We start from the raw sequence: 4,963 nt of genomic DNA, 5'->3' as shown, positions 1-4,963 counted from the left end.
ATTTTCGGTTGGTTTTTTCGGAAGCATAAAATATATTTTGTGGCATAAGTTGATTTTATAAGGAACGACTATATAAAAAAACAGTTTTTTTTATGTAAGTTTGCCACTGATAAGGTATATAATACTCCTTCAAAAGAATTCGAATGCCATCACAAGTCAATAAATGGATATGGGCAACAATTATAACATACCAGTATTGCCTCTTCCCTTTGATATAGAAAGCAAAGAGATTCTACGGCAGGTAAATAAGGCTAACCGCACCTTGGCGGAATTGAAAGGGGGCGCAAGAACGATTCCCAATGAAGCGAGACTTATAAGCACCTTAACACTTCAAGAGGCGAAGGACAGCTCCGAAATAGAGAACATCGTCACAACGCAAGATGATCTCTATAAAGCCGAAATTGATATAGAGAAGCAGTTCATAACAGCAGACTTCGTCCTCTATTTGGCAAGCACTACAAGCACAAGTTACTCAATAACCTCTTTTATCACCCCTATACCAAAATCGAGTTTATGCAGAAGGATTTGATGTTTGATAGACGTACAGTAACTAAGTACTTGAATAAGATTGTAGATTTAGGCTTGCTAACTAAGATGAAAATTGGACGAGATAATTACTATATCAATAATGCTTTGTTCAAACTATTCCTTACTTACCCAATACAGCGGGATAAAGTAGCATCAATAGAATCAATAACAGAATAAAATTAATATGGGTACGTTATGCACAGATTGAAACGTGTACACAAAAAGGGTGTTTCATGCACATATTCATCCAGAGCGCAGCAATTCAAGCAATTGACAATAAAATGGAAGCAAAAACTATCATAGCACAATATGTCAAGGTGGTGAGCAAGAAGTACAAACTAACCCGAGTAGACCTTTCTGAGAAAGCCGGAGTAGGACTACGCTTCGTGCGTGAACTGGATCAGGGCAAGACCACGCTTCGCCTCGATAAGGTCAATAAAGTTTTTGAACTCTTTGGTTCGGAGTGTGGGCCCGTGCCCCTCAAACGAGAGGAGTAAATTATGGGATACGATGTGGTGAATATTGTCATGGGACATACATTCCCTATGGATGACTCTAAAAATTATGGCTAAGAAAACTATAAAAAAAGAACTTACAGGAGCGCAAGATTTGTACAATTTCTTGTTCGAAGCTTGTAATATCATACGAGGTCCTGTCAGTCAGGACAACTTTAAAGATTATATTACCCCTTTGCTATACTATAAGCGTATATCCGATGTTTATGATGAAGAAACGCAGGAAGCACTGGTAGATAGCGGTGGTGATGAGGAATATGCTTCACTGCCAGAACAGCACCGGTTTGTGATTCCCGATGGCTGTCATTGGCAGGCAGTTCGTGAACGAACCGAGAATCTGGGTGCTGCCATTGTGGGGTCCATGCGACAAATCGAGATAGCTAATCCCGACACCCTGTATGGCGTTCTATCGATGTTTTCGGCGCAAAAATGGACAAACAAATCGGTCTTAAATGACGGTAAAATCAGAGACCTGATTGAACACCTTTCAAAGCGGAAATTGGGCAACAAAGATTATCCGGCCGACCTCATGGGGGATGCGTATGAAATCCTTTTGAAGAAATTTGCCGATGATAGCAAGGCACAAGCAGGAGAGTTCTATACCCCACGTTCAGTCGTTTCATTACTAGTTCGGATTCTTAATCCGCAGCCTGGAGAAACCGTATATGATCCGGCATGCGGCAGCGGTGGTATGTTGATAGAAGCCATTCGCTATATGCACGACGACACCCTTTGTTGCGGTAGTATTTTTGGACAAGAAAAGAATGTGATCAATGCAGCCATTGCCAAAATGAATTTGTTTTTGCATGGTGCTTCAGACTTTAATGTGCTGCAGGGTGATACCTTGCGTGATCCTAAAATTTTGCAGAGTGGTAATATTGCTAAGTTCGATTGTGTAATTGCAAACCCTCCATTCTCATTGGAAAACTGGGGATCTACCGAGTGGGCTTCAGATAAGTATAAACGTAATCTCTGGGGAACACCTTCGGACAGCTGTGGCGACTATGCATGGATTCAGCACATGGTTGCGTCTATGGCACCGGCACATGGCAGAATGGCAGTTGTAATGCCACAGGGGATATTGTTCCGTGGCAATCAAGATGGCGAAATCAGAAAGCAGCTGGTTGAAAGCGATTTGATAGAAGCGGTGGTTGCCCTTGGGGATAAGTTGTTCTATGGTCCAGGATTATCACCTTGCTTCTTAATCCTGCGAAGGATGAAACCGGCAGCACATTCTGGACGGATACTGATGATTGATGGAACGAAGATCCTTACTCAACGCCGTGCTCAAAATGTATTAGAACCTACAGATGTTGACAAACTATATGCCTTGTATCAGCAATATGAGGATGTGGAAGATTTCTCTAAGGTGGTTACTTTGCAGGAGGTAAAAGATAAGGAGTATAATTTGTCTCCCAATCGTTTTGTGGAGTATCATAAAGAAGAAATTCGTCCATATTCAGACGTATTGGCAGAGTTCAAGCAGGCATACGAAGATGTGAAACGTCTTGAACTTGAGTTTTCTCAATTAATCAACGCATAAAGATATGGCAGAAAACAAGATAAAGACCTATCGCAATCCCGATGACCCAATTACGCTTGAAGAGCTGAAAAGTTTTCTTTGGGCGGCTGCTACTCATTTACGTGGTCAGATTGATGCAGCAGGCTATAAAGAGTATATATTTCCGTTGCTCTTCTTTAAGCGCATCTCTGATGTGTACGACGAACAATTTGAGGGATTCCTCCATGAAGGTGGTGTGGAATATGCCGGTATGCAGGCCGAAGAATTACCAATCCGCATACCTGATGGAGCTCATTGGAGCGATGTGCGTCAGGTAACAGAGAATGTAGGTCAGCGGTTGGTAGAAGCCTTTATCGCTATTGAACAGTCCAATCCGGCTAAGGAAATGGATGGTAGAAAGGTAGGTGGCTTGGAGGGGATCTTTGGACCTAAGGACGGATGGACGAATAAGGCGAAGATGCCAGATAGCATCATCACGTCATTGATCGAGAATTTCTCTAAATATACGCTTTCCTTAAAGGCTTGTCCAGCTGATGAGATGGGACAGGCTTATGAATATCTGGTTGGCAAATTTGCCGATGATGCAGGAAACACCGCTCAAGAGTTTTATACCAATCGAACGGTAGTGCAGCTAATGGCCGAGATTCTCCAACCGCAACCAAATGAGAGTATTTATGACCCGACATGCGGTTCTGGTGGTATGTTGGTAAAATGCTTGGACTATTTGCGCAATAAAGGCGAGGAATGGAAAGGTGTACAGGTTTTTGGTCAGGAGGTGAACGGTTTGACATCATCCATTGCACGCATGAATCTTTATCTCAATGGAGTGGAAGATTTTTCCATTGTTTGTGCTGACACCTTAGAGAAACCAGCCTTTTTAGATGGTAGTCATTTGCGTAAGTTTAATATCGTTCTGGCTAATCCGCCATATTCCATCAAAGAGTGGAATCGCAAAATGTTTATGAATGATAAGTGGGAACGTAACTTTTTGGGAACTCCACCACAGGGGCGTGCCGACTATGCGTTTATACAGCATATCTTGGCTTCGATGAACGAAGAAAATGGTAGATGCGCGATTTTGCTTCCGCATGGGGTTTTGTTTAGGAATGAGGAAAAGGACGTAAGGACTAATTTGGTGAAAAGTGATCTATTAGAAGTTGTAATTGGTTTAGGACCAAATTTGTTTTACAATGCTCCTATGGAGGCTTGTGTGCTATTCTGTAACAATCATAAGCCTCAAAGCAAGAAAAATAAAGTAACATTTATAAATGCTGTAAGAGAAGTTACAAGAAAAAATGCCGAAAGCTATTTAGAACCACACCACATATCTAAGATACTTAATGCCTTCAACTCAAATGAAGATATTGATCAATTTAAAGAGACTGTGAGCATTGACGATATTGCAGGCAATGACTTTGATTTGAGCATACAAAAGTATGTTTTTATTAAAGACGTTGATGAGGAGGATATATGTTTTTCTACAGCATTATCTAAGTGGGAAAAAAGTAGAGACGAAGTCCATGTTCAATATAACACTCTAATAACTTTACTCTAAAATGGCAAAGTATAGATTTGATGAAATAGCAATCAATAGTACCAAAAAGAAAAAGCCTACAGAAGAGGACAAGGTTCACTATATTGGACTGGAGCATATTGACCCAGGATGTTTTGATATTGTCCGATGGGGGTCTGACGTTGCTCCAACAGGTGATAAGTTGTTGATGCAAAAAGGAGACGTCTTGTTTGGTAAGAGAAGAGCATATCAACGAAAAGTAGGTATTGCTCCTTTTGATGGTATATTCTCAGCTCATGGAATGGTTTTAAGACCAAATATTAATGTTGTAGATGCTAATTTCTTTCCCTTCTTTATAAGTTCAGATGTGTTTATGGAAACAGCTGTACGAATCTCTGTTGGTGGATTATCTCCAACTATTAACTGGAAAGATCTGGCAAAACAGCGTGTTTACAGGTACGTCATCGGGTAAGAAAATTAAAATTGTATGTCGCTATCAGCAATATTTAGGCGGTGAGGCTATTGTGCAACGTGTATTGAAAACTTATCGTGAAAAGCAAGGACCTAAAAAAGGGCTTATTTGGCATTTCCAGGGTTCTGGTAAATCATGGCTGATGGTATTTGCTGCACAGAAACTTCGCTTGCAGAACGAATTGCGTGCACCTACTGTTGTGATTGTGGACGACCGTATCGATTTGGAAGATCAGATTACAGGCGATTTTACGCGTGCTGAAATCCCCAACGTCGAATCGGCCAAAACAAAAGAAGAATTGATGGCATTCTTCAAACAAAATCAGCGTAAAATCTTAATTAGTTGCTCCTTAAAATATATTCATTAAACTGTTTGTCAATAAAATAAATGGAATAATTATTGGATATTCTTGC

Annotated in this window: 7 protein-coding genes; all 7 read left to right on the top strand. The window is 40.7% G+C overall.

Annotated features, from left to right (window positions below; genetic code table 11):
* Positions 1-169: 169 nt before the first annotated feature.
* The 7 genes from EII41_RS13240 to EII41_RS13215 all read left to right on the top strand — a co-directional run bounded on the left by EII41_RS13240 (position 170) and on the right by EII41_RS13215 (position 4,917).
* Positions 170-529 (top strand): Fic/DOC family N-terminal domain-containing protein, encoded by a 360-nt coding sequence (locus EII41_RS13240; RefSeq protein WP_260425597.1) that lies wholly within the window; start codon positions 170-172, stop codon positions 527-529.
* Positions 505-705 (top strand): hypothetical protein, encoded by a 201-nt coding sequence (locus EII41_RS14825; RefSeq protein WP_411292609.1) that lies wholly within the window; start codon positions 505-507, stop codon positions 703-705. The genes EII41_RS13240 and EII41_RS14825 overlap by 25 nt, the downstream gene beginning before the upstream one ends.
* Positions 706-809: 104 nt before the next feature.
* The gene (locus tag EII41_RS13235) at positions 810-1,025 is read left to right on the top strand and encodes a helix-turn-helix transcriptional regulator (RefSeq protein WP_124790965.1); all 216 of its coding nucleotides are present in this window, start codon (positions 810-812) and stop codon (positions 1,023-1,025) included.
* A gap of 67 nt (positions 1,026-1,092) precedes the next feature.
* Entirely contained in the window at positions 1,093-2,586 is a 1,494-nt protein-coding gene (locus EII41_RS13230; protein ID WP_124790964.1) for a class I SAM-dependent DNA methyltransferase, read from the top strand.
* A gap of 4 nt (positions 2,587-2,590) precedes the next feature.
* The gene (locus tag EII41_RS13225; RefSeq protein ID WP_124790963.1) at positions 2,591-4,120 is read left to right on the top strand and encodes a class I SAM-dependent DNA methyltransferase; all 1,530 of its coding nucleotides are present in this window, start codon (positions 2,591-2,593) and stop codon (positions 4,118-4,120) included.
* Position 4,121: 1 nt separating this feature from the next.
* Positions 4,122-4,550 (top strand): type I restriction endonuclease subunit S, encoded by a 429-nt coding sequence (locus EII41_RS13220; protein WP_185711923.1) that lies wholly within the window; start codon positions 4,122-4,124, stop codon positions 4,548-4,550.
* Entirely contained in the window at positions 4,525-4,917 is a 393-nt protein-coding gene (locus EII41_RS13215) for a DEAD/DEAH box helicase family protein (RefSeq protein WP_260425596.1), read from the top strand. The genes EII41_RS13220 and EII41_RS13215 overlap by 26 nt, the downstream gene beginning before the upstream one ends.
* The last annotated feature ends 46 nt before the right edge of the window (positions 4,918-4,963 follow it).

Source organism: Tannerella forsythia (assembly GCF_003860135.1).
In the GTDB taxonomy this organism is placed as follows: domain Bacteria; phylum Bacteroidota; class Bacteroidia; order Bacteroidales; family Tannerellaceae; genus Tannerella; species Tannerella forsythia_A.
The sequence above is the reverse complement of the archived record's forward strand: the minus strand, read 5'-3'. Positions and strand labels throughout refer to the sequence as shown.

Bases quoted from the DNA above. Each gene is read 5' to 3' on its own strand.
- EII41_RS13240 (WP_260425597.1), top strand. From the start codon at position 170: ATGGGCAACAATTATAACATACCAGTATTGCCTCTTCCCTTTGATATA.
- EII41_RS13235 (WP_124790965.1), top strand. From the start codon at position 810: ATGGAAGCAAAAACTATCATAGCACAATATGTCAAGGTGGTGAGCAAG.
- EII41_RS13230 (WP_124790964.1), top strand. From the start codon at position 1,093: ATGGCTAAGAAAACTATAAAAAAAGAACTTACAGGAGCGCAAGATTTG.
- EII41_RS13225 (WP_124790963.1), top strand. From the start codon at position 2,591: ATGGCAGAAAACAAGATAAAGACCTATCGCAATCCCGATGACCCAATT.
- EII41_RS13220 (WP_185711923.1), top strand. From the start codon at position 4,122: ATGGCAAAGTATAGATTTGATGAAATAGCAATCAATAGTACCAAAAAG.